The organism is Amycolatopsis sp. NPDC049159 (assembly GCF_040648295.1).
GTDB lineage: Bacteria > Actinomycetota > Actinomycetes > Mycobacteriales > Pseudonocardiaceae > Amycolatopsis > Amycolatopsis pretoriensis_A.
Window position 1 is genome coordinate 329,397 of record NZ_JBEZDL010000007.1, and the last position, 22,704, is coordinate 352,100.

Below are 22,704 nucleotides of genomic sequence, written 5' to 3' on the forward strand. Positions count from 1 at the left end.
GGAGCCATGGGGTCCGACGAACTCCGCATCGGCACCGCCGAGCGTGAGGAGGCGGCGAGGTTGCTCGCCGATCACTTCGGCATGGGCCGCATCACGCCGGTCGAGTACGAGACGCGGGTGACGGACGCCTACGCGGCGACGACGCTGGGCGAGCTGCGGCCGCTGTTCCGCGACCTGCCGCATCCGCACCCGGGCTTCTTCGGGCCGCCACCGGGACCGATGCCGATGCCGGTGCCGGTGTACGCGCCGCCCTCGATGCCCGTGGCGATGCCGTACGGGCCGCCGCCCGCGGTGTACTCGCACCGGTCGAAGACGGTGGCCGGGGTGCTGCAGATCGTGCTGCCCTTCGGCGTCGGCCGGTTCTACACCGGCCAGACCGGCCTGGGCATCGCCCAGCTCTTCGCCACCTTCTGCACCGGGGTCGGCATCCTGTGGCCGATCATCGACGGCATCGTGCTGCTGGTCAACGGCGGCACGGACGCCGAAGGCCGCCGGCTGCGCCCCTGAACCGGGGCGCAGCCGGGCAGCTCAGGCTTCCTTGCGCTCGGCGAACGCCGTCGGGCGGTCTTCCCACGGGGCGTCCGCCGGCCGGGCCGCGCCCGCGCCGGTGAGCACCGCGTGCGCGGCCAGCACCCCGGACACCGTGGCGCCGTTGACCAGCTCGCCCGCCAGGGCCATCCGCACGGCCTCGGCGAGGGGGAACTTGCGGATCACCAGGTCCGCCTCCTCCTCGCCGAGCACGTCACGCTCCACATCGGACAGTCCGCGGGCCAGGAACACCCGCACGACCTCGTCGGTGAAGCCGGGCGACGCCGCGACGTCGACCAGGGTCACCCAGTCCGAAGCCGCCAGCCCGACCTCCTCGACGAGCTCGCGCTTCGCCGTGCCGACCGGGTCCTCGCCGAGGTGGTCGATCAGGCCGGCCGGCAGCTCCCAGAGCCGGTGCCCGATCGGGTGCCGGTACTGGTGGATGAGCGTGACCTGCTGCTCGTCGTCCAGCGCGACGATCGCCACCGCGCCGAGGTGCTCGATCACCTCGCGGGTCGCGGTGTCGCCGCCGGGCATGACGACCTCGTCGATCCGGAGGCCGACGACCCGGCCGATGTGGACGTCGCGGCTGGCCGCGACGCTGAACTCGTGCTCGCCGGGCGCGGTCACCGGGCCGCCACCGGGGCCTCGGGCAGCTCGACCGGGAGCCGCTCGGCGACCTTGCGGTCCACCACGGCCTTGACGAACGCGCTGAACAGCGGGTGCGGCCGGGTCGGGCGGCTCTTGAGCTCGGGGTGCGCCTGCGTGCCGACGAAGAACGGGTGCACCTCGGCGGGCAGCTCGACGAACTCGACGAGGTGGTCGTCCGGGGAAGTGCCGGAGAAGACCAGGCCCGCGTCCGAGAGCTGCTTGCGGTAGGCGTTGTTCACCTCGTAGCGGTGCCGGTGCCGCTCGGACACCTCGGTGCTGCCGTAGGCCTTCGCGGCCTGCGAACCCGGCTTGAGCTTCGCCGGGTAGGCGCCCAGGCGCATGGTGCCGCCCATGTCCCGCTCCCCCGCGACGACGTCGCGCTGGTCGGCCATGGTCGAGATCACCGGGTGCTCGGTGTTCTCGTCGAACTCCGACGAGCCCGCGTCCTCGATGCCGGCCAGGTTCCGCGCGGCCTCGATGACCATGCACTGCAGGCCAAGGCACAGGCCGAGCAGCGGCACGCCGCGGGTGCGGGCGTACTCGATCGCGCCGACCTTGCCCTCGATGCCGCGGATGCCGAACCCGCCCGGGATCAGCACACCGTCCACATCGGACAGCACCGACGCCGCGCCGGACGCGGTCTGCGCGTCGTCGGAGGCGACCCAGACGATCTCGACCTTGGCGCGGTGGGCGAACCCGCCCGCGCGCAGGGCCTCGGTGACCGACAGGTAGGCGTCCGGCAGGTCGATGTACTTGCCGACGACCGCGACCCGCACGACCTCGTTCGGGTTGTGCACCCGGTCGAGCAGGTCGCCCCACACCGTCCAGTCGACGTCGCGGAACGGCAGCCCGAGGCGGCGGACGACGTAGGCGTCGAGCGCCTCGCCGTGCAGCACCTTCGGGATGTCGTAGATCGACCGCGCGTCGGGGCAGGCGATGACGGCCTCGGTGTCGACGTCGCACATCAGGCCGATCTTGCGCTTGAGGTCCTCGGGGATCTCCCGGTCGGCCCGGCAGACCAGCGCGTCGGGCTGGATGCCGATGTTGCGCAGCGCGGCGACCGAGTGCTGGGTCGGCTTCGTCTTCAGCTCGCCCGAGGGCGCCAGGTACGGCACCAGCGAGACGTGCAGGAAGAAGCAGTGGTCGCGGCCGACGTCGTGGCGGACCTGGCGGCACGCCTCCAGGAACGGCAGCGACTCGATGTCGCCGACCGTGCCGCCCACCTCGGTGATGACGACGTCGGGAGCCTGGCCGGACTCGTCCGGCTCGGCGGCCGCGGTGATCCGGGCCTTGATCTCGTCGGTGATGTGCGGGATGACCTGCACCGTGTCGCCGAGGTATTCGCCGCGGCGCTCCTTGGCGATCACCTCGGAGTAGACCTGACCGGTCGTGACGTTGGCCTTGCCGTCGAGGTCGCGGTCGAGGAAGCGCTCGTAGTGCCCGATGTCGAGGTCGGTTTCCGCACCGTCGTCGGTGACGAAGACCTCACCGTGCTGGAACGGGTTCATCGTCCCGGGGTCGACGTTGAGGTACGGATCGAGCTTCTGCATCGTGACGCGAAGCCCGCGCGCGGTAAGGAGTTGTCCCAGGCTCGAAGCCGTGAGTCCCTTACCCAGAGAGGAGGCGACGCCTCCGGTGACAAAAACGTACTTGGTAGCCCGTGACTGAAGTCCCACGGGCCGCCAGCATATCCCAAGCCTGCGGATCCGCTCGTTGTGACATGCCCGAACTGTCTTTTGTGCTCCTGACCACCCTGTCGGGCTACTCAGGCGGCGACCTTCAGCCGGGGACGGCCGGTGAGCGCGCGGCTACCGGGCAGCCGCCGGAGCACCTCCACCATGGCGATCGTCAGCGCGATCGTCGCGAGGTAGAAGACCGCGCTCAGCCACGGCGCGCCGAAGCGCTCGGCCACGTGCGGGATCACCGGCCCGAGCAGGGCCAGCGCGAGCGGGTGGACGAGAAAGATGCCGAACGACCGGTTCGCCGCCCACGACACCACCCGGGCGCCCCGGCTGCCTTCACGGCGGCGCGCGGCCCACCACGTGGTGAACGCGTAGATCGCCGCGATCACCGTGAGGAACCACGGGATCAGGTACGGCTGGAACGGGTCGCTGGCCACCTGCGGGAACGTTCCACTGTGGACGGTGCGGAGGTAGTACCACTCGGTGCCGCCGAGCACGGCGAGGAGCGCGCCGCCGAGCAGCAGCCGGTGCCGGCCGACCCAGGCGTGCACGGTCTCGAAGTGGAAGGCCACCACGGCCCCGAACAGCGTGTAGAACTGGTACGGCAGGATCGTGGCGTACAGGTGCGTGATCGTCTCGTAGCTCACGCCGAACGGCTGGTACGTCATGAACAGCGTGACGCCGACCTGCACGGCCCCGCTGCCGAGCAGCAGCCACTTGTGCTTGCCCGCGGTCGCCCGCAGCAGCTTGATCAGCACCGGGAACAGCAGGTACACCTGCATCGTCACGAGCAGGAAGTACAGGTGGTACCAGGCACCGCCGGTGACGAGGTCCTTGAGCAGCAAGCGCATCGACGCCTCGAGCGAGTCCGGCTGCTGCGTCCCGGTGACCAGCGAGAAGGCCCAGAAGAACATCGTCCACGCCAGGTAGGGCGTCGCGACCAGCGGCAGGCGCTTGCGCCAGAAGTCGCCGGGGGTGATCTCGCGGCCGCGGTTCTGGAACACCAGCACGAAGCCGGTCAGCGCGAAGAACGCCTCACGGGTGAAGTGCAGCGGCGTCTCGACGGCGTTGGCGCCGACGTCCTGCGCGAAGTTCGTGGCGCCGACCACGTGGATGAGGATCACGCACGCGAACGTGATCAACCGGAAGAGGTCGATCTGGTGCAGGTACGGCGCTTTCCCTCGCTGTCTCGCGAGGCGGGCGGGGGCTTCGAGAGTGGCCTGGGCAGTCGTCATCGTGCCGCCGTTCCGGCACCGTCGTCGGCGTGGTTCACGTTGTCAGACTTGCCACCCATTCTGTGAATTTCCCATGAAGCCACTGGGAAGCGCCTGTTGAGCGGGCTCCTGGGGCGTGTCGGATATGCCACTTCCACTCAGGGAGCGATCTCCCGGCGATCATGTTAACGCGTGAGTTCTCCGGTACGCAGCGTGACCTTCGTCATCAAGCTGTGACCTGCGGAAAGAGCGAGCGCAGCGTGACGTCCCGGTTGACGCGCACGTGCTCGACCGCGGACGCCTTCGCCCGCTCGGCGTCGCCCGACGCGATCGCCTCGTACAGCCGCCGGTGCTCGTCGAGCAGGTCGGCCCAGTGCTCGTTCTGGCTCGTGAGCCAGCGGAGCCTGCCCTCCAGCGGCTGGAGCATCGTGGTGAGCAGTGCGTTGCCCGCGATGGCGACGATCTCGTCGTGGAAGCGCGAGTTGAGCACGGTGATCCGGGCGGCGTCCCCGCGAGCCGTCGCGCGGGCCGCGTCGGCGAGGACGCGGCCGAGGCGCTTCAGCTCCGCCGCACCCGCGCGCGACGCCGCCAGCCCGGCCGCCAGCCCTTCGAGCGCCTCCCGGACGTCGAACAGCTCCTCGACGTCGACGCGCGCCAGCTGCCGGACGACGATCCGGCGCGCCGACTGCTCGACGAGGAACCCCTCGGCCTCGAGCGCGCGGATGGCCTCGCGGACCGGCACACGGGAGACGCCGAGGTCCTCGGCCAGCTCGCGCTCGACCAGCCGGTCACCCGGGCGGAGCCGGCCGGTCAGGATCCGTTCGCGCAGCTCGTCGCGCACCCGCTGGCGGGTGGCCGCCAGGGGCTGCCGCTCGCTCGCCGTCGTCACCGGTCCCCTCTCTTCAACAAGCTCGTAACACGAGTTTACGGACCGGAGGGTTGACGGCGGCGGACCCGAGGGTGATATTTGGGATGCCAAATTTTGGTATCCCAAATCGCCGTCGCTGCACGTCGATCGGAGGCAAGCATGACCGCCGCCCCGCTCACCGAATCCCAGCAAGAGACGAGCCCACCCCCGGACCCCCGGCTCTGGAACGAAGACCTCGCCCCGGCGAAGGACCGCCGCTGGAAGGTCTACGACATCTTCGCCCTGTGGATGTCGGACGTGCACAACCTCGGCAACTACACCTTCGCCGCCGGCCTGTTCGTGCTCGGCCTTTCGGCCTGGCAGGTGTTCACCGCCCTCCTGTTCGGCTTCGTGATCATCTACGCCGGCATGAACCTGATGGGCCGGATCGGGCAGCGCACCGGCGTGCCGTTCCCGGTCGTCGCGCGGATCAGCTTCGGCACGTTCGGCGCCAACCTGCCCGCCCTGATCCGCGCGATCATCGCGATCTTCTGGTACGGCATCCAGACCTACCTCGCCAGCGTCGCCATCACGCTGCTCGTGCTCGCCATCGACCCGGGCCTGAAACCGCTGACCGAGCACGGTTTCCTCGGCCTGCACGCGCTCGGCTGGATCTGCTTCGTCGCGCTGTGGGCGGTCCAGGCGCTGATCCTCACCCGCGGCATGGAGTCGGTGCGCAAGTTCCAGGACTGGTGCGGCCCGGCGATCTGGGTCGTGATGATCGCGCTCGCCGTCTGGATCCTCGCCGCGGGCAACTGGCACATTTCCCTGACCAGCAGCCCGAAGCAGCTCTCGACCGGCGAGCAGATCCGGCAGTGGTTCGGCGCCGCCGGCCTGATCCTGGCCACCTACGGCACGCTGATGCTGAACTTCTGCGACTTCTCCCGCAACGCCCCGGACCAGAAGACGGTGAAGCGCGGCAACTTCTGGGGCCTGCCGATCAACTCGACGGCGTTCGCGCTGCTGTCGGTGATCGTCACCGCGGGCAGCATGCAGGTGTTCGGCGAGGCCATCACCGACCCGGCCGAGCTGCTCTCGAAGGTGCACAACACGCCGGTGCTGATCGTCGGCGCGCTGACCTTCGCCATCGCCACGATGGGCGTCAACATCGTCGCCAACTTCGTCTCCCCCGCCTACGACCTGGCCAACATCTGGCCGAAGCGGATCTCGTTCACCGTCGGCGGGCTGATCAGCGCGGTGGCCGCGTTGTGCGTGCTGCCGTGGAAGCTGTACTCCTCGCCGACGGTGGTCAACTACTTCCTCGGCGGCCTCGGCGCGTTCCTCGGCCCGCTGTTCGGGATCATGATCGTCGACTACTACCTGATCCGGCGCGGCAAGGTCGACGTCGCCCAGCTCTTCGTCGCCGACGGGATCTACCCGCGGGTGAACCCGCGTGCGCTGGTGACGTTCTTCCCGACCGCCGCGCTGGCGGCGGTGATCGCGCTGGTGCCGTTCTTCGCCCCGGCCGCGCCGTACTCGTGGTTCATCGGCACGGCGTCGTCGGCGCTGCTGTACTTCGCGGTCTCGAGGAAGCACCGATGAGGATCGTCGTCACCAACTGCAACACCACCGAAGCGATGACGAAGGAGATCGAAGCCGGGGCCCGCGCCGCCGCGAGTCCCGGCACCGAGATCCTCGCCAGGACGCCGCGCTGGGGCCCGGAGTCGGCCGAGGGCTGGCTGGACAGCTTCCTGTCCGCCGCGGCCGTGCTGGACCTGTTGCGGGGCCTGGACGAGCCGTTCGACGCCGTCGTGCTCGCCGGGTTCGGCGAGCACGGCCGCGAGGGCGCCCGCGAGCTGCTGGACGTCCCGGTCGTCGACATCACCGAAGCCGCCGCGCACCTGGCCTGCCTGCTCGGCCGGCGCTACGGCGTGGTGACCACTTTGGACCGGACGTGCGGGCTGATCGAGGACAGCCTGCACGCCGCCGGCGTCGCGCAGAACTGCGTCACGGTCACCGGCACCGGGCTGGGCGTGCTGGAGCTGACGGACGAACGCCGCACGGAATCGGCGTTGCTCACCGCCGGCCGCCGCGCGCGGGACGCCGGCGCGGAGGTGCTCGTGCTGGGCTGCGCCGGGATGACCGGGCTGGACCGGAAGATCGCGACGATGCTGGACATCCCGGTCATCGACGGCGTCGCGGCCGCGGTCCGGCTCGCGGAATCCCTGGTGGCGCTGGGGTTGAAGACGAGCCGCGCGGGTTCGTACGCGCGCCCGCTGGACAAGCGCCGCACCTGGCCCGATTGACACCCGCCGCACGGGGACGTCAGAATCCTCCCCAGCCGTACCGCCGCCCGGTGACGACATGGGGATTCCGACGTCCCCGGAAGGCGGTCGACGTGCGAAAAGCCCTAGGCGCGCTGGCGGTTTCCGCGAGCCTGCTCCTGGTCCCGGTCAGCGGGACGGCGGCCGCCGCGGCGCCACCCCACACGATCGTCACCGACGGCGTCAAGCTCGCCGCGATCAAGCAGGCGATCCGCACCGGCCACGCGTCCCAAGCCCAGCGGGACGCGCTGAAAGCCGTGCTGGACAAAGCGAACACGGCTCTGACCGCCGGGCCGTGGTCGGTCATGGACAAGCCGTCCGCGCCGCCGAGCGGGAGCAAGCACGATTACACGAGCCAGGCGCCCTACTGGTGGGCGAGCCGGCCGAAGACGCCGGAAAACCCGCAGGGCTGCCCGTACGTCAGCAAGGACGGCCAGCGCAACCCGGAGGCCGACGCGATCACCGACCACACGTACCGGATGTGGGCGTGGGACGCGATGTACCACCTCTCGCTCGCCTGGTACTACACCGGCGACGCGAAGTACGCGAACCGGGCGGCGCTGGACATCCGGACGTGGTTCCTCGACCCGGCGACGCGGATGAACCCGAACATGACGTACTCCCAGATCATCCCGTGCAAGGACACGGTCAGCGGCACCGGGATCATCGACTCGACGCAGTCGTTCAGCCAGCTGATGGACGCGTTCGCGCTGCTCGACGGCGGCGCGCCGGGCTGGACCGGCCAGGACCGCGCGGGGATCGAGGCGTGGCTGGGCCAGTACCTGACGTGGATGCAGACCAGCCCGCAGGCGAAGCTGGAACTGGCCGCCACCAACAACCACGGCACGTTCCTCGACATGCAGAACGCGACGATCTCGGCGTACCTGGGCCAGAAGGACGCAGCTCGGAAGATCGTTCTGGACGCCGAGAAGAAGCGGTTCCCGGTGCAGTTCGCCGCCGACGGCAGCCAGCCGCTCGAGCTCTCGCGCACGATGTCGTGGCATTACGTCAACTTCAACCTCACGGCGTGGGGACGGATGGCCGAGGTGGGCAAGAACCTCGGCGTCGACGTCTGGAAGTACCGGGCCTCGAACGGCGTCACGCTGCGGAAGGTCGTCGACCAGCTGATCCCGGGCGCCCTGCACGGCGCGGAAGCCTGGCCGCACCAGCAGATCGGCGTGTTCGACCAGTCGATCGCGGCGGACATCTTCCACGCGGCGGCCGAGGAAGCGCACGACACCGACGCGGCCGCGGCGGTGAAGCAGATGCCGCTGCCCGCGGGCGGGGACACGTGGCCGGTGCGCGTTTCCTGCTTCCCGCTGGACCCGCCGCTGAAGTAAATCCGGACACGACACCGCATAGCGCACCGTTTCCCTGATTGGTCTAGTCCAAAGCATTGACACTCGGTGCCCGCGCGCGCACATTCATGACCGGGGCCGGACCCGCTCGTGAAGGAACCGTCGTGGACGCCCTCTCCCGCGCCGTCGCGGCCCGGGAGAGGGCCGTCCGCCTGCGCGAGGAGACACCCATGCAGCGAAGATCCGCCGTGTTCGCCGCCGCGGCCGCGCTCGTCGTCGGCGCGTTCACCGCCGCCGGCCCCGCCGCACCCCCGGCGGCCGCCGCCGGCTCCGGCGGGGTCCGCATCGCCTACTACGACCAGTGGTCCATCTACCAGAACGCCTACTACCTGAAGAACGTCGACGCGATCGCCGGCAACCTCGACTACCTGCTCTACGACTTCGAGAACATCGACCCCGCCAACCTCACCTGCTTCGAAACCACGAAGGCGACGACGCCGGACCCGGGCGGCGAGAACGACACGAACGCCGGCGACGGCGCCGAGGACCAGTTCGCCGACTACCAGAAGACGTTCGGCTCCGACATCAGCGTCGACGGCACCGCCGACACCTGGAACCAGCCGATCGCCGGCAACTTCCACCAGCTGCAGGAGCTCAAGGCCAAGCACCCGAACCTGAAGGTGCTGCTGTCGATCGGCGGCTGGACGTACTCGAAGTACTTCTCCGACGCCGCCGCGACCGACGCGTCGCGCAAGAAGTTCGTCGGCTCGTGCCTGGACATGTTCATCAAGGGCAACCTCCCGGCGTCCGGCGGCTACGGCGGCCCGGGCACCGCGGCGGGCATCTTCGACGGCGTCGACATCGACTGGGAGTACCCGGGTTCGCCGACCGGGCACCTCGGCAACCACTACAGCGCCGCCGACACGGCGAACTACACCGCGCTGATGGCGGAGTTCCGCCGCGAGCTGGACGCCTTGGGCGGCAAGCACTACGCGCTCTCGGCCGCCCTGCCCGGCGGCCAGGACAAGATCGCGAAGATCCAGACAGACCGGATCGGCCAGTACCTGGACTTCGGCAACGCGATGACCTACGACATGCACGGCGCGTGGGACGCGACCGGCCCGACGAACTTCCAGGACCCGCTGTACTCGTCGCCGAACGACCCGTCCGGCACGATCCCGCCGGGCACCGAGAAGTACACGATCGACTCGGTGGTCAAGGACTACCTGAACGGCAACGGCGCGTACGGCATCCCGGGCGGCTTCCCGGCGGCCAAGCTGACACTCGGCATCCCGTTCTACTACCGCGGCTGGACGGGCGTGCCTGCCGGCTCGAACCACGGCCTCTACCAGCCGGCTTCGGGCCCGTCGCCCGGCCACCCGTCGAGCGGCAACGTCCCCGGCGTCGCGATGTACAAGGAGCTCTCCGGCGTCGTCGACAACCCGGCGGACACGTACTGGGACCCGGTCACGCAGTCGGCCTGGTTCTACGACGGCGTCAGCTTCTACGGCGGCTCGTCGGCGCAGTCGGTCAAGGCCCGCACGGACTACATCCACTGCACCGGCCTGGGCGGCGCGATGATGTTCTCGCTCTACGACCTGGACCCGGGCTCGACGCTGTTCCACGCGGTGGTCAACGGCCTCGCGGCTTCGACGCCGAACTGCTCGACGCCCCCGCCGACCACCACCCCTACCACTCCGACCACCACGACCCCGACCACGCCCACCACACCGCCGACCACGCCCACCACACCGCCGTCGATCCCCGCCTGGGCCCCGAACACGGCGTACGCCACCGGCGCGAAGGTGACTTACAACGGCATCACGTACACGTGCCGCCAGGGCCACACCTCACTGGTGGGCTGGGAACCGCCCAACGTCCCCGCCCTCTGGCTGGCCGGCTGAGGGGTCTGCCGCGGCTGGTCGTGCGGTCAGTTGCCGGCGGGGTTGGTGACCCCCGGCGCCGGGGCCTGGGCGTTGCCGGCGATGCCGTACCGGCCGGCCCCACCGTCGAGTTGTTCCTTCAGGGCCAGGATCGTGCTGACCCGGCCGGCCGAGGAATCGACGTTGTCCACAGTGGACAGGATGGACGTCGACGCCGTGTCCGCGCGGACGACGCCGAGCGCGCCGGTACCTTCGGCCGAACCGGCGTCGCCCGCGAGCACCGTGCCGGCGCCGGAGCGGTCGAGCTGGGTGGCGAAGCGGCCGATCGTGGCCGCGCGGTCGCCCGCGCCGTCGCCGGTCGACTGGGCGCCGGTCAGCACGATCGCCAGCTGGGCCGGCTTGACGTCGCCGCCCGCCTTGACGAACCCGCCGTCGGTGAGCCCGCCGACCGCGGCCGCGAGCTCCTCGCCCGAGGACTGCGGCTTCGCGGTGGTCTTGTCCAGCAGCAGCACCGAACCGAGCAGCGCGCCGGCGAGGGTGCCGGAGTCGCCCGCGGTCGGGAACTTCGAGCCGGCCGGCTGCAGCCGCGTGACGACGTCGCGGAGCTGGTCGGCCTTGTCGGGGTCGGCGAACGCCGGCGTCAGCTGGACCTCGCCGGTCACCGTAGCGCCGGCCTGGCCGATCAGCTGCTTGAGCGCGTCCCGGTCGGCCGGGCGCGCGTCGTCGGTGGTCACCAGCACCACGGTCCGCTTGTCCAGCGCGCCGGCGACGACCTTCGGGCCCATCGAGCCGGCGAACGCGTCGGCGTCGGCGAGCCGGGCGTTGAGCGCGTTGCGCTGCGCCTCGAGGTCGGAAACCTGGCTGCCGAGGTCCTTCTTCTCCCCCGCCAGCCCGGACAGCAGCGTGCCGTTCAGCGCGGTCGAGCCGAGCACGACGCCGACGGCCAGCGCGAGGAAGCAGGCGGCGATGGAAACGACGTGGTAGCGCAGCGAAATCACGTGAACAATCCCTTGACCCAGGCAGCGAGCGAATTCCAGGTGTGCCGGAGCCAGTCCAGGTAGACCGAGCCGACGTCGGACACCAGCAGGGCCGCGGCGACCACCACGACCGCGGCGAGCACGAGCAGCACCACCGCGCCGATCGACACCCGGCTGCGGTGCAGCGTCGCCACCGCCTTCCCGTCCACGAGCTTCGTGCCGAGCTTCAGCCGGGTCAGGAACGTCGACGGGTTCGAGCCGGACCGGCCGTGGTCGAGGAATTCGCGCAGGGTCGCCTGGAACCCGACGGTGACGACCAGGCTCGCGCCGTGCGCGTCGGCCAGCAGCAGCGCGAGGTCTTCGGCGTTGCCGGACGCGGGGAACGTCACCGCGCCGATGCCGAGGTCCTGGATCCGCTCGACGCCGGGGGCGTGCCCGTCCGGCGCGGCGGGCACCACGACCTCGCCGCCGCCGCGCAGCGTGGCGGTGCCGATGCCGGTGGGGTCGCCGACCATGACGTCGGGCTTGTAGCCCTGCACGCGCAGGGTGTCCGCGCCGGCGTCGACGCCGACCAGCACCGGGCGGTGCTCGGCGATGTACTTCTTGAGCTTCTTGAGGTCTTCGGCGTGCCCGTTGCCGCCCGCCACGACGAGGACGTGCCGGTCGCGGATCGACACCTTCAGCTCCGGCACGCCGACGCCGTCGAGGATCAGCGTGCGCTCGCGGCGCAGGAACTCGATGGTGTTGGCCGAGAACGCCTCGAGCTGCGTCGACATCCCGGCCTTGGCCTCGATCATCTGGTCGGCGACGCTGTCGGCGCTCTGCTCGATGCCCGACGCGACCTGCCGCTCGCCGACGAACACGACGCCGTCGTGCAACCGCAGCTTCGTGCCGTCCTTGATCGTGCGCAGCAGCTCGCCGCCGACCGAGTCGACGAGCGGGATGCCGGCCGCGACGAGGATTTCCGGGCCCATGTTCGGGAACCGGCCGGAGATCGACGGCGACGCGTTGACCACGCCGGCGACCTCCGCCTCGACCAGCGCGTCGGCCGTCGCGCGGTCGAGGTCCAGCTGGTCGAGCACGACGATGTCGCCCGGACTGAGCCGGCGCAGGAGCTCCCGCGTGCGGCGGTCGACCCGCGCGACCCCGGTGATCCCCGGGAGGGGTTCTTGGTTCCGCGTGAGCAGGCCGGTGAGCTTCATGTGGCCGATGGTGACAAATTTGCTCGTGGGACGAGGTACGCCACGCCGTAGCCGCTGTGACCCGTTGTGGTGACCCCCGTCGCCCTCCCCCGCGCGGGTCAGGCCTCGGACTCCTCCGACAGCGAACCGAAGCCGAGGTTCAGCCAGGGGCTCGCCGGGTCCTGAAGGAGCTGGTGGTGGACCCGCACGGTCGCCGGGTACCAGTCGCCGAAGTCGTCGCCGTCGGCGTGCAGCACCCGGCCCATGACGTACCCGGCCGACAGGTCGGCCCATGACTGGTGGTAGCGGCGAGCCAGCGAACCGGCTTCGAGCACCATCAGCTCGGCGGTGAGCGCGTCGCAGTAGCCGGCCGCCAGCCCGGCGCGGGCGATGGCGACCGCCCGGCCGACGTCCCAGGACAACGCCGTCGTGACGAAGCCGTCCGCGTCGATCAGCCCGTCGGCGCGGAACCGCTGCTCGTAGCGGGACACGCGCCGGACGGTGTGGCGCAGCTCGTCGGCCTGGTCGGCGGCGTCGTTCTCCGCGCACCACCGGTCCACCAGCCCGGCCCAGGTCAGCGGGTCGAACTCGCCGCCCGGCAGCCCGTATTCGGCGGCGAACCGCAGCCGCAGCATGAGCACGAGGTTGCCGGGCGTCAGCGCGTAGCCGTCTCCGATCAGCCGGGTCATCTCCGCGCGCCAGCCGGGCGGGTCGGCCACGCCCCACCAGTCCCGCAGGCTCCGGACCTCGGCGACGTAGTCGTGGAAGCGCGCGTCGAGGACGTTCCACGGCGTCGCTTCGAGCACCGCCAGGTGGGCGCCGCAGGCGAGCGCGTGCGCGATCGGCCCCTCCAGGTGCCCGTACGGCGCCGTGATCAGCCGTTCGACCTGCTCCTCCAGCGGCGTGACGTCGTCGAGGTGCGCGTCGAGCCACGGCTGCAGCGTCGCTCCGGGCAGCCGCCACTCGCCGCGGGTGCCGCGGTTGAACACGACCCGCTCGTGCCGCCCGACGCCGTCGACCGCCCAGTCCAGCGCGCCGCTCATGGCCACGACGTCCGGGCCGGAGTCGGGCAGCGCGCCGCGCGTGAAGACCTGCAGGAACTCGTCTCCGCCGGTCTCGAAGTAGACGTTCGGGAACGTCTCCGCCCGCTCGTCGAGGATGCTGCGCGCGTCCACCCGCCGGATCGGCACGAACAGCTCCTCGCCGGCGAGGAGCCCCAGGTAGCGGTCGAGGTCGCCGTCCCGCCGTGCGGCGGCGAGCTGGGCTTCGACATCGGCGGGCGGCGGCAGGATCACGGGGCGGCTCCCTCCGATCGGCCGGTCAGCACGACGAGCTTGCCCGCCGTCCGGTTGTGCTCCAGGTCGTCGTGCGCCTGCCGGATCTCGTCCATGGCGTACACCTTGGCCGGGCCGAGGCTGGTTTCGCCGTCGGCGATCCGGTCGAGGTGGCGCTGGAGGACGGGGGCGGGCAGGTCGTCCGCCTCACCACCATAAGCGGTCAACCGCACCCCGGCGGGAAGGTAACCGATCGGATAGAAATCTTTGATCGTCCACTGGTTCGACAGCATGCCGGTGAAGCAGACGGTCCCGTGCACGCGGGTGGCGTTCAGGGTGTCCGGCAGGGTCGGCGTCCCGACGAGTTCGAGGGCCGCGTCGACGCCGTCCGGGACGATCTCGCGGACCTGCCGCGCGATGTCGCCGTCGTCGAGGAGCGGGTGGGCGACGCCGTGTTCGCGCAGCGTTTCGAGGCGGTCCCGCTGCCTCGTGGTGGCGAAGACGGTGGCGCCGAAGTCCTTCGCCAGTGCGGCGGTGGCGAACCCGAGGGCCGAGGTGCCGCCGCGGATCAGTAGCGTCTGCCCGGCCCGGAGGTCGAGTCCGGTGGTGAGGGAGCCGTACGCGGTCTGGAGCGTTTCGGGGACCTGGCCGAGGACTTCCCACGGCAGGTCCGAGCGGAACGGGATGACCTGCCCGCGCGGGACGAGGGTGTATTCGGCGTAGCCGCCGTCGAAGGTGCGGCCCATCCCGCCCATCATCGTGGCGACCTGCTGCCCCGGTTCGAACCCGTCCCCGGCGTCGACGACGCCGACGGCTTCGATCCCGGGCACGCGCGGGAACGTGACGCCGTCGGCCAGCCCGAGCCGGGTGTGCAGCTCGGAGCGGTTGAGCCCGAACGCCTTCACCGCGATCCGGACCCAGCCGGGTTTCACCTCGGGCAGCGGGAGGTCCTCGAGCTCGAGGTTCTCGACCGGGCCGGGTTCTCGGAGTACCACCGCGCGCATCCTGGGTCCTTTCTTCGCAAGCGAACAGTCCGCACAACAACTGTCCGTGCGAGTAGTATTCCCGGGGTGAGCCTGTCCCGAGACCACGACGCGGCCTGGCGCGGCTTCCTGCGTTCGTCGGCGCTGCTGCTGCGCGTGCTCGACGCCGAACTGCGGGCGGAGCACGGGATGTCGCACCGCACGTACGACGCACTGGTCCAGCTTTCGGAGGCCCCGGACCGGCGGCTGCGCATGAAGGACCTGGCCGGCGCGCTCGTGCACAGCGCGAGCGGCCTGACCCGGATCGTGGACGGCCTCGAGTCCTCGGGGTACGCGCGCCGCGAGCCGGACCCGGCGAACCGCCGGTCCACGCTGGTGGTGCTGACTCCGGCGGGCCTCGCGGCGTTGGAGGCGGCGTGGCCCACGCACGTGCGAGGGGTGCAGCGGCACTTCGCGGACCACGTCGACCGCGAGCAGGCACGCGTGCTGGCGGAGGTGTTCCGCGGCATCACCGCGGACCTGGACTGACCGCCGCTACTTCTTCTTCGCCGCCCGCTTGCGCTTCGGCGCGAACTCGGTCTTGTCCTTCTCCGCGGTGGCCAGCAGCTCCTCCGCGTGCGCCCGCCCGGTCTCGTTGTCCATCCCGGCCAGCATCCGGGCCAGCTCGCTGACCCGCTCGGCCTGCTTCAGGTTCTTCACGCCGCTGCGCGTCACGCCGCCGCTGTGGCCCTTGTCCACCACCAGGTGCTGGTCGGCGAAGGCCGCCACCTGCGGCAGGTGCGTCACCACCAGGACCTGGTGGGTGCGCGCCAGCCGCGCCAGCCGCCGCCCGATTTCGACCGCCGCACGGCCGCCGACACCCGCGTCGACCTCGTCGAACACCAGCGTCTGCACCGTGTCCGCGTGCGCCAGGACCACCTCGATCGCCAGCATCACCCGCGACAGCTCGCCGCCCGACGCCGCCTTGTGCACCGGCAGCGGCGGGGCGCCGTCGTGCGCCCGCAGCAGCAGCTCGACGTCGTCGACGCCGTCCGCGCCCGCGTGCACCGCGCGGCCGTCGATGGTCAGCGCGTGCGTGTCACCGTGTTCGGCGGGGCGCTGCTCGACCGTCACCTCGATCGCCGCCTGCCCCATCGCGAGGCCGGACAGCTCCCGGGTGATCTCCGCGGCCAGCTCGGCCGCGGCCTTTTCGCGAGCCGCCGACACCTCGGCGGCGTGCGCGGCCAGCTGCACCCCGAGCTGGTCACGCCGCAGCGCCAGCCCCGACAGCGCCTCTTCCGAGGTGTCCATCGACTCCAGCCGGCGCCGGGCGTCGTCGGCCCAGGCGAGCACGCCGTCGACGTCCGCCGCGTACTTGCGGGTCAGCCGCTTGAGGTCGGCCTGGCGGGCCAGGACCTTCTCCAGCAGCGCCGGGTCGGCGTCGAGCGTCTCGACGTAGCTGCCCAGCTCGGCCCCGACGTCGGCGAGCAGCACCGACGCCTCCTCGAGCCGCGGCGCCAGGTCACGCAGCACGGCGTCTTCGGACGTCGAGAGCCGCCGCAGCGCTTCGGAGACCAGGCCGGCCGCGCCCGGGGCGTCCGGATCGCCGTCGGCGGAACCGGAAACCGCGCTGTGCGCTTCGGTCGCGGCCGCGCGCAGCTCGTCGACCGCCGCGAGCCGCTTGATCTGTTCGGTGAGCTCGACGTCCTCGCCCGGCTCGGGCGCGACGGCGTCGATCTCGGTGAGCCCGTGCTTGAGCAGGTCGGCCTGCTGGGCCATCTCCCGCGAGCGCGTCGACCGCTCGGTCAGCTCGGCGATCACCGCCAGCCACTCCGCCCGGACCTCCTGGTAGGCGGTCAGCGGCTTGGTCACGGCGTCCCCGGCGAACCGGTCGATCACCGCACGCTGTTCGGCCGGGCGCAGCAGCCGGAGCTGGTCGTTCTGCCCGTGCACCGCGATCAGCTGTTCGGACAGCTCCGCGAGCACGCCGACCGGCACGGACCGGCCGCCGAGGTGGGCGCGCGAACGCCCGTCGACAGCGACCGCCCGCAGCGCGATCACGCTGCCGTCCTCGTCCACGTCGGCACCCGAATCGGTGACGATCCGCTCGGCGCCTTCGACGCCGGCGTAGGTGAACCGCCCTTCCACGAACGCCTTGAGCATTCCCGTCCGGACCTTGGACACCTCGGCGCGGCCCCCGGACAGCAGGTGCAGCCCGGTGACGACCATGGTCTTCCCGGCACCCGTCTCACCGGTCACGACGGTGAAGCCCGCGTGCAGTTCCAGCAGGGCGTCCTCGATGACTCCGAGGCCCTGGATGCGCATCTCGGCCAGCACGCCGCCTACCGTAGCGGCCACCACCGACACTCTGCGCGCCCGGGACCCCGGCGAGTCGCCGATATGTTCGAATTACGCGTCGAACGGTGTCATTCGCACGGACGGGCGTGGCGCTCTCGCCAGCTCTTCACCGGCAGGGAGAACTTCTGCACCAGCCGATCCGTGAACGGCCCGTCCCACAAGCGGACCAGCCGCACCGGGGTGGTGCCGCACGTGACCCGCACGCGAGCCCCCGGCGGCAGTTCGATCAGCCGGCCGCCGTCGCAGGTCAGGACGGCGGGCGAGCCGTCCGGGTCGATCCCGACCGTGATCACCGAGTTTCGCGAGACGACCAGCGGCCGCGCGAACATCGCGTGCGCGTTGCTCGGCACGACCAGCAGCGCCTGGACGTCCGGCCAGATGATCGGGCCGCCCGCCGAAAACGCGTACGCCGTCGAACCGGTCGGTGTGGCGCAGAGCACACCGTCGCAGCCGAAGGCCGACACCGGGCGGCCGTCGACCTCGATCAGCGCGTCGAGGACCCGCTCGCGGGTGCTCTTCTCGACACTGGCTTCGTTGAGCGCCCAGGTGCGGGCGACCTCTTCGCCGGCGTGGGTGACCGTGACGTCGATGGTCATCCGCTCTTCGACCTGGTAATCGCCGTCGACGACGCGCTGCACGGTGTCGGCCAGCGCGTCGGAGTCCGCCTCGGCGAGGAAGCCGACGCGCCCGAGGTTCACGCCCAGCACCGGCACCCCGGCGGTGCGGGCCAGCTCGGCCGCGCGCAGCAGCGTGCCGTCGCCGCCGAGGACGAAGACCAGCTCGACGCCGGCGGCCGGGTTGTCGTCCGGGTCGACGACGGTGCAGGTCGCGCCGACGCCGTGCTGGTCCGGGTTGATCAGCGCGCAGACGTCGTGCTCGATCACCCGGATCCGGATGCCTGCCTTGGCGAAGCGCGCCGAAACCTCGCGCGCGGCCTCGCCCGTCGCCTCGCGATCGGGGTGCACCATGAGGAGCACTTCACGTTCCGTGGTCATGCGGGCCCTTCCTCGACGGCGGTTCGGACGAGCCGCTCGGCCTCAGACCTGTCTACCGCGTCCACAGTGGACTCGGCCACGTGATCTTTCTTCAGCCACACGAAGTACTCGACGTTCCCGGACGGCCCCGGCAGCGGGCTCGCGGTCACCCCGCGCAGCGTGAGCCCGAGCTTCGCGGCTTCGTCGATCACCGTCAGCACGGATTCGGCACGCAGCTCCGGGTCGCGGACCACCCCGCCGCTGCCGAGCCGGTCCTTGCCCACTTCGAACTGCGGCTTCACCATCGGCACCAGGTCGCCGCCTTCGCGCGCGCAGGCGGCGAGCGCGGGCAGCACGAGCTTGAGGGAGATGAACGAGAGGTCACCGACGACGACGTCGACCTGGCCGCCGAGGTCGTCGGGAGAGAGGTTGCGAACATTGGTGCGGTCCATGACCACTACACGTTCGTCGGTGCGGATCCGCCAGTCGAGCAGGCCGCGGCCCACGTCGGCGGCGATCACGGTCGCCGCGCCGTTGCGCAGCAGGACGTCGGTGAAGCCGCCGGTGGAAGCGCCGGCGTCGAGGCAGCGCTTGCCTTCGACGCTCAGCTCCGTGAAGGCTTCCAGCGCGCCGAGCAGCTTGTGCGCGCCGCGCGAGGCCCAGCCGGGGTCGTCCTCGTCCTTGACGACGATGGGCGCGTCGGTCTCGACGCCGGTGGCGGGCTTGCTCGCGACCATGCCGCGGACGGTGACCTTGCCGCCGGTGATCAGGGCCGACGCCTGTTCGCGCGACCGGGCGAGGCCGCGCCGAACCAGTTCCGCGTCGAGGCGGGCCCGCTTGGGCACGGGCTCAGACCTTGTCGATGCTGGACAGGGCGACGGTCAGCTCGGTGTGCACGGCGTCGAAACGCTCTACGTGCTCGGCGAGCGGCAACGCGTCCAGGTCGTCCAGCCCGGCGACGGCTTCGTCGATGCCGGCGCGCGGGTCGGTCTGCGGCGAGAACGAACCGGGCGGCGGGCCCGGGACGGGGTAGGGATGATCCTGCACGTTGCGAACGGTAGCAGTCAGCCGAGCCGGGCCTTCGTGTCCTCGCCGAGTTCGGTGACACCGGTCTCCCAGGCCGCGTGGCAGAGCGCGCGGAGCAGGTCGACGTCGTCGCCGTCGCCGGTCGCGTGAAGGACACCGTTCTCCGTGGTGACCGACCAGCCCGGGCGCGGCCCGATCTTGAGGTCCTCGGGCGACTCGGTGAGCGCGGTGAGGTCCTTCGCCAGGTACGTCCCGCGCTCGGCGGGGACGGCCTCGATCAGCTGCCGCGGCGTCGCGACCCCGGAGAGCACGACGAGCGAGTCGATGCCCGCGGCGACCGCGCCGGCGATGTCGGTGTCGAGCCGGTCGCCGACGACCAGGGGCCGCTCCGCGCCCGCCGACCGCGCCGCGGTCTCGAACAGCAGCGGCTGCGGCTTCCCGGCGACCAGCGGCTCGACGTCGGTGGCGGTGCGCAGCGCGGCGACCATCGAGCCGTTGCCGGGCAGCAGGCCGCGTTCGCTGGGCAGGGTCGCGTCGACGTTGCAGGCGACCCACAGCGCACCCGCGCGGATGGCCAGGCAGGCCTCGGCGAGCGCGGCCCAGGTGTTGTCGGGCGAGTGTCCCTGGACGACTGCCTTGACGTCGTTCCCGTTCTCCCGCACCGGCTCGAGCCCCGCCCCGGCGACCTCGGCGGCCAGCGACCCGGTGCCGACGACCAGGACCTCGGCACCGGGCTCGAGCCGGTCCTTGAGCAGGACGACGCCGGCCTGGGCGCTGGTGTGCACCTCGTCGACGCCGGCGGGCATGCCGAGGCCGGTGAGGTGAGCGACGACCTCTTCGGGCGCCTTGGAGGCGTTGTTCGTGACGAACCGGACGGGTGTGCCGTGCTCGCGGGCCGCGCGGACCGTCTCCGGGGCGCCCGGGATCACCCGGGCGCCGTGGTAGACGGTGCCGTCGAGGTCGAACAGGACGGCGTCGTACGCCGCGAGCAAGGCGTCACTCATCGGTGTCTTCGGTGTCCTTTTCCTCGGTGACCTTTTCCGCCGCGGCCTTGTCCTTCGGCCCGTTCGCCAGGTCGGCGGCGCGCTCGGCGGCGTCGGTCTCGTCGTTCTCGTCGGCCTCGGCCGAGTTGAGGAACCACCGCACGGCTTCTTCCTCACGCCCGGCGGCCGCGAGGTTGTCGGCGTAGGCGTAGAAGAGGCGAGCGCTCCACGGCTCGCGCTTCTCGGCCTTGAGGTCGTCGCCCTGCAGCGAGACGACGGCGGCGTCGAGCTGCCCGAGATCCCGCCGTGCCCCGGCGGCGACGATCGCGAGCTCGACCTGAGTGGCCTTCGCCAGCTTCGCGGTGTCGACCTCCTTCGCCAGGTCCAGCGCACGCTCCGGCCGCCCGAGCGCCCGTTCGGCGTCGGCGATGATGGCGATGTGGTCGTCCGTCCGCGTCATCCGCCGGACGGCCCGCAGCTCGGAGAGGGCTTCGGACCAGTTGCCGATGTGGTAGGCGACCAGGCCGAGCGCCTCGCGCACGATCGGCACGCGCGAGGCCTTGGCCTTGGCGTACTTGGCGTGTTCGAGCGCGGCCTCGGGATCGCTGTCGAGCAGCCCACCGGCGGCGACGAGGTGCTTCCCGACGGTCTCGGCCAGCCCCTTCGGCAAGGTCCTCAGCTCGCGACGGGCGTCTTCGTCGAGGTCGGAGAACTCGATGTCTTCGGGAAGCTCGGGAGCCTCGAGCAGCTCCTTGGCGAGAGCCTCGTCATCGAGTGCGGCGCCGACCTTGGGCCGCGAGTCGAAGCGCTTGCCGGAGCCGCGCTCGTCGTCCCGACGCTTGAAGTCCCCACCGGACCGAGCCCCACGGTCTTCCCACCGCGGCTTGCGGTCACCGTAGGAAGCCTTGCCCTGCGGCCGCGCGGCGCGGTCGTCGGAGCCACGGTTGCCTTCGCTGCGGTTGCCTTCGCTGCGGCTGTCGGCACCACGGTTCTCGTAGCGGTCACCGCTGCTGCGGCCGCTGAAGCTACCGCTACCGCCCGGCCGGCTGCCGGAGTCCCGGTTGCCGGAGCCACCGCGGCCACCCGAGTCACGGTCCCCATAGCTGCTGCCGCCACTCGGCCGACCGGAATCGCGGCTCCCGTACCCACCACCGCGACGATCATCGCGGCTGCCCGAGTCGCGGCCGCTGTAGTTGCCGCTGCGCCGGTCGTCACGGTCGCCGCCGCTGCGGCCGCCATAGCCACCGCCGCTGCTGCCCGGCCGGCTACCGGAGTCACGGTCCTTGAACCCACCACGACGGTCGTCACGGCCACCGGAGTCCCGGTTGCCGTACCCACCGCGGCTGCCCGAGTCACGATCGCCATAGCCACCGCTGCGCCGGTCGTCACGGTCACCGCCGCTGCGGCCGCCGTAGCCACCGCCGCTGCTCTGCCGGCTTCCGGAGTCGCGGTTGCCGTACCCGCCGCCGCTCGGCCGACCGGAATCCCGGCCGCCGTAGCCGCCACTGCTGCCCTGCCGGCTACCCGAGTCACGGTTGCCGTAGCCACCGCCGCCTTGCCGGCTGCCCGAGTCGCGGCCGCCGTAGCCACCGCCTTGCCGGCCACCGGAGTCACGATTGCCGTAGCCGCCGCTGCCGCCTTGCCGGCTACCGGAGTCGCGGCCGCCGTAGCCACCGCCGCTGCCCTGCCGGCTTCCGGAGTCGCGGCTCCCGTACCCACCACCGCGACGATCGTCGCGGCCACCGGAGTCACGGTTGCCGTAGCCACCACTGCGCCGGTCATCGCGGTCACCCGTGCTGCGGCCGCTGTACCCGCCACCGCCGCTGCCCTGCCGGCTTCCGGAGTCGCGGTTGCCGTACCCGCCGCCGCTCGGCCGACCGGAATCCCGGCCGCTACCGCCACGGCGGTCGTCACGGTCACCGGCGCCCCGGCCGCCGTAGCCGCCACCGCTCGGTCGGTTGCCGGAGCTGCCCCGACGGTCATCACGGTCACCGGCGCTGCGGCCGCCGTAGCCACCGCTGCTGCTCGGTCGGTTGCCGGAGCTGCTGCCGCGGCGGTCGTCGCGGTCGCTGAAGTTGCGGCCGCCCTCGCGGCTCTGACCTGCGCCGCTTCCGCGCTGGTCGCGGTCACGAGGGCCGTCGCCGCCGCGGAAGGGCTTGCCGCCGCCGCGGACTCCGTGGTCGTCGCGGCGAGGCCGGCCCTGGTGTCCGCCGTCGCGGCCGCCGCGGTCCTGGCGCGCACCGCGCCGGTCTCCCCGGGGTGCGTCCGACCGGTCCCGGGAGCCTTCGTCCCGGCGTGCCGATCGGCCGGACCCATCATCGCTTGAGTCTCGTCGACCGAACTCGGACACCTGGCCTCCTGCCGTGGAAAAAATCTTGTTCTGGACATACACGTACGGCCCGCTAGGGCAGCCAACTGGCTATCCTAACGGGCCGTACGGAAGGTAAGTTCGGCGGTGTCCTACTCTCCCACAACCCTTCGGTTGCAGTACCATCGGCGCTGTCAAGCTTAGCTTCCGGGTTCGGAATGGGACCGGGCGTTT

Annotated in this window: 20 protein-coding genes and 1 rRNA gene; 6 read left to right on the top strand and 15 right to left on the bottom strand. The window is 71.4% G+C overall.

Going from position 1 to position 22,704, the window contains the following annotated elements:
* Positions 1-6 precede the first annotated feature (6 nt).
* On the top strand, positions 7-507 hold the full coding sequence (locus tag AB0B33_RS16280) for a DUF1707 domain-containing protein (RefSeq protein ID WP_360771972.1): 501 nt from the start codon (positions 7-9) through the stop codon (positions 505-507).
* A gap of 21 nt (positions 508-528) precedes the next feature.
* Here AB0B33_RS16280 and AB0B33_RS16285 read toward each other — a convergent pair whose 3' ends face one another.
* The 4 genes from AB0B33_RS16285 to AB0B33_RS16300 form a co-directional block, all read right to left on the bottom strand.
* The gene (locus tag AB0B33_RS16285) at positions 529-1,158 is read right to left on the bottom strand and encodes an NUDIX hydrolase (protein WP_360771975.1); all 630 of its coding nucleotides are present in this window, start codon (positions 1,156-1,158) and stop codon (positions 529-531) included.
* Complete coding sequence (locus AB0B33_RS16290) at positions 1,155-2,855, bottom strand: CTP synthase (protein WP_360771978.1); 1,701 nt, start codon at positions 2,853-2,855, stop codon at positions 1,155-1,157. Before AB0B33_RS16290 ends, AB0B33_RS16285 begins: the two co-directional genes overlap by 4 nt.
* 89 nt (positions 2,856-2,944) lie before the next feature.
* The gene (locus AB0B33_RS16295; RefSeq protein WP_360771981.1) at positions 2,945-4,096 is read right to left on the bottom strand and encodes an acyltransferase; all 1,152 of its coding nucleotides are present in this window, start codon (positions 4,094-4,096) and stop codon (positions 2,945-2,947) included.
* A 205-nt stretch (positions 4,097-4,301) separates the two neighbouring features.
* Positions 4,302-4,964 carry a GntR family transcriptional regulator gene (locus AB0B33_RS16300; protein ID WP_247021564.1) on the bottom strand — a complete coding sequence of 221 codons (663 nt, stop codon included), beginning with the start codon at positions 4,962-4,964 and terminating at the stop codon, positions 4,302-4,304.
* A 138-nt stretch (positions 4,965-5,102) separates the two neighbouring features.
* Between AB0B33_RS16300 and AB0B33_RS16305 the strand changes: the two genes are divergently transcribed.
* The 4 genes from AB0B33_RS16305 (at position 5,103) to AB0B33_RS16320 (ending at position 10,448) form a co-directional block, all read left to right on the top strand.
* Positions 5,103-6,524 (top strand): NCS1 family nucleobase:cation symporter-1, encoded by a 1,422-nt coding sequence (locus AB0B33_RS16305; RefSeq protein WP_360771984.1) that lies wholly within the window; start codon positions 5,103-5,105, stop codon positions 6,522-6,524.
* The gene (locus tag AB0B33_RS16310; RefSeq protein WP_360771987.1) at positions 6,521-7,228 is read left to right on the top strand and encodes an aspartate/glutamate racemase family protein; all 708 of its coding nucleotides are present in this window, start codon (positions 6,521-6,523) and stop codon (positions 7,226-7,228) included. The genes AB0B33_RS16305 and AB0B33_RS16310 overlap by 4 nt, the downstream gene beginning before the upstream one ends.
* Positions 7,229-7,320: 92 nt before the next feature.
* Positions 7,321-8,586 carry an alginate lyase family protein gene (locus AB0B33_RS16315; RefSeq protein ID WP_360771990.1) on the top strand — a complete coding sequence of 422 codons (1,266 nt, stop codon included), beginning with the start codon at positions 7,321-7,323 and terminating at the stop codon, positions 8,584-8,586.
* Between the two features lie 188 nt (positions 8,587-8,774).
* Positions 8,775-10,448 (top strand): glycosyl hydrolase family 18 protein, encoded by a 1,674-nt coding sequence (locus AB0B33_RS16320; RefSeq protein WP_360771993.1) that lies wholly within the window; start codon positions 8,775-8,777, stop codon positions 10,446-10,448.
* Positions 10,449-10,474: 26 nt separating this feature from the next.
* On the opposite strand, the gene AB0B33_RS16325 is transcribed toward AB0B33_RS16320, so the two are convergent.
* The 4 genes from AB0B33_RS16325 to AB0B33_RS16340 all read right to left on the bottom strand — a co-directional run bounded on the left by AB0B33_RS16325 (position 10,475) and on the right by AB0B33_RS16340 (position 14,863).
* Positions 10,475-11,425, bottom strand: coding sequence for a copper transporter (locus AB0B33_RS16325; protein WP_360771996.1), 951 nt, complete (start codon positions 11,423-11,425; stop codon positions 10,475-10,477).
* Complete coding sequence (gene steA, locus AB0B33_RS16330) at positions 11,422-12,606, bottom strand: putative cytokinetic ring protein SteA (protein WP_360771998.1); 1,185 nt, start codon at positions 12,604-12,606, stop codon at positions 11,422-11,424. The genes AB0B33_RS16325 and steA overlap by 4 nt, the downstream gene beginning before the upstream one ends.
* A 98-nt stretch (positions 12,607-12,704) precedes the next feature.
* Positions 12,705-13,880 (bottom strand): DUF1266 domain-containing protein, encoded by a 1,176-nt coding sequence (locus AB0B33_RS16335; protein WP_360772001.1) that lies wholly within the window; start codon positions 13,878-13,880, stop codon positions 12,705-12,707.
* The gene (locus AB0B33_RS16340; RefSeq protein ID WP_360772004.1) at positions 13,877-14,863 is read right to left on the bottom strand and encodes a zinc-binding alcohol dehydrogenase family protein; all 987 of its coding nucleotides are present in this window, start codon (positions 14,861-14,863) and stop codon (positions 13,877-13,879) included. The genes AB0B33_RS16335 and AB0B33_RS16340 overlap by 4 nt, the downstream gene beginning before the upstream one ends.
* Positions 14,864-14,929: 66 nt before the next feature.
* On the opposite strand from AB0B33_RS16340, the gene AB0B33_RS16345 reads away from it, so the two are divergent.
* Positions 14,930-15,370 (top strand): MarR family transcriptional regulator, encoded by a 441-nt coding sequence (locus AB0B33_RS16345; protein WP_360772007.1) that lies wholly within the window; start codon positions 14,930-14,932, stop codon positions 15,368-15,370.
* Between the two features lie 6 nt (positions 15,371-15,376).
* Here AB0B33_RS16345 and recN read toward each other — a convergent pair whose 3' ends face one another.
* The 7 genes from recN to rrf all read right to left on the bottom strand — a co-directional run.
* On the bottom strand, positions 15,377-17,158 hold the full coding sequence (recN, locus tag AB0B33_RS16350) for a DNA repair protein RecN (protein WP_247025065.1): 1,782 nt from the start codon (positions 17,156-17,158) through the stop codon (positions 15,377-15,379).
* Positions 17,159-17,247: 89 nt separating this feature from the next.
* Positions 17,248-18,174 carry an NAD kinase gene (locus AB0B33_RS16355; RefSeq protein ID WP_360772010.1) on the bottom strand — a complete coding sequence of 309 codons (927 nt, stop codon included), beginning with the start codon at positions 18,172-18,174 and terminating at the stop codon, positions 17,248-17,250.
* Positions 18,171-18,998 (bottom strand): TlyA family RNA methyltransferase, encoded by an 828-nt coding sequence (locus AB0B33_RS16360; RefSeq protein ID WP_360772013.1) that lies wholly within the window; start codon positions 18,996-18,998, stop codon positions 18,171-18,173. Before AB0B33_RS16360 ends, AB0B33_RS16355 begins: the two co-directional genes overlap by 4 nt.
* Positions 18,999-19,002: 4 nt before the next feature.
* The gene (locus AB0B33_RS16365) at positions 19,003-19,200 is read right to left on the bottom strand and encodes a hypothetical protein (RefSeq protein ID WP_247021542.1); all 198 of its coding nucleotides are present in this window, start codon (positions 19,198-19,200) and stop codon (positions 19,003-19,005) included.
* Between the two features lie 17 nt (positions 19,201-19,217).
* Positions 19,218-20,183, bottom strand: coding sequence for an HAD-IIA family hydrolase (locus AB0B33_RS16370; RefSeq protein WP_360772016.1), 966 nt, complete (start codon positions 20,181-20,183; stop codon positions 19,218-19,220).
* A complete protein-coding gene (locus AB0B33_RS16375) occupies positions 20,176-22,554 on the bottom strand; it encodes a hypothetical protein (protein ID WP_360772019.1) in 2,379 nt (792 codons plus the stop codon). Before AB0B33_RS16375 ends, AB0B33_RS16370 begins: the two co-directional genes overlap by 8 nt.
* Before the next feature lie 55 nt (positions 22,555-22,609).
* A 5S ribosomal RNA gene (rrf, locus tag AB0B33_RS16380) occupies positions 22,610-22,704 on the bottom strand; the annotation flags it as partial.

Coding starts and splice junctions, on each gene's coding strand:
- AB0B33_RS16370 (WP_360772016.1), bottom strand. CDS start 20,183: ATGAGTGACGCCTTGCTCGCGGCGTACGACGCCGTCCTGTTCGACCTC.
- steA (WP_360771998.1), bottom strand. CDS start 12,606: ATGAAGCTCACCGGCCTGCTCACGCGGAACCAAGAACCCCTCCCGGGG.
- AB0B33_RS16295 (WP_360771981.1), bottom strand. CDS start 4,096: ATGACGACTGCCCAGGCCACTCTCGAAGCCCCCGCCCGCCTCGCGAGA.
- AB0B33_RS16340 (WP_360772004.1), bottom strand. CDS start 14,863: ATGCGCGCGGTGGTACTCCGAGAACCCGGCCCGGTCGAGAACCTCGAG.
- AB0B33_RS16355 (WP_360772010.1), bottom strand. CDS start 18,174: ATGACCACGGAACGTGAAGTGCTCCTCATGGTGCACCCCGATCGCGAG.
- AB0B33_RS16305 (WP_360771984.1), top strand. CDS start 5,103: ATGACCGCCGCCCCGCTCACCGAATCCCAGCAAGAGACGAGCCCACCC.
- AB0B33_RS16310 (WP_360771987.1), top strand. CDS start 6,521: ATGAGGATCGTCGTCACCAACTGCAACACCACCGAAGCGATGACGAAG.
- AB0B33_RS16280 (WP_360771972.1), top strand. CDS start 7: ATGGGGTCCGACGAACTCCGCATCGGCACCGCCGAGCGTGAGGAGGCG.
- AB0B33_RS16320 (WP_360771993.1), top strand. CDS start 8,775: ATGCAGCGAAGATCCGCCGTGTTCGCCGCCGCGGCCGCGCTCGTCGTC.